This window comes from Massilia atriviolacea, from assembly GCF_003953935.1.
Taxonomy (GTDB): Bacteria; Pseudomonadota; Gammaproteobacteria; order Burkholderiales; family Burkholderiaceae_D; genus Telluria_A; species Telluria_A atriviolacea.
Genome location: NZ_RXLQ01000073.1, coordinates 1 through 534, shown reverse-complemented (window position 1 = coordinate 534; position 534 = coordinate 1). Strand labels below are relative to the sequence as shown.

At 64.6% G+C, this 534-nt stretch carries 1 pseudogene; it reads right to left on the bottom strand.

Annotated elements, in window-relative coordinates:
* Positions 1 to 534: pseudogene (locus EJB06_RS31600) on the bottom strand (RHS repeat protein); the annotation flags it as partial.

Genomic DNA, 534 nt, shown 5'->3' with positions numbered 1-534 from the left:
GTGCCGTTCGATTGCGTCGGATTGAGCGTGATGCCGCTGATCTGGCCCGCGTCGTTGTAGACATAATTGACCCGGTTACCGCTCGGGTAAGTCACGCTCGCCAGCCGGCCGCTCGGCTCGTACGCGTAGGCGAGCGTCTGCGTGAAGCTGGTCGGCGATGTGGCGACAGTCTGGACCTTGGTCGTCAACCGCCCGAAGCCGTCGTAGCCATAGCTGGTGCTCCCCGATTCGTCGGTCATCCGGGTCAGGCGGCCAATGGCGTTCGGGACGGGCGTGGCGCCGCCGTCGTATTCGAACGTGGTGCTGATCGTGCCGGTGTAGTCGATCCGGGTCAGGCGGTTGAGCGCGTCGTAGCTGTACGTGCTTGTCTTGCCCCGGCCGTCGGTGCTGGTCTTCAGATTGCCCGCGACATCGTAAGTGGACTTGGTCAGGCCGGTGTCGGGACTGCCCAGCTCGGCCTGGTTGCCCAGGCCGTCGACGCCATAACGGGTTTCCAGCTTGCGCGGATCGGTCACCGAGGTCAACTGGTCGATG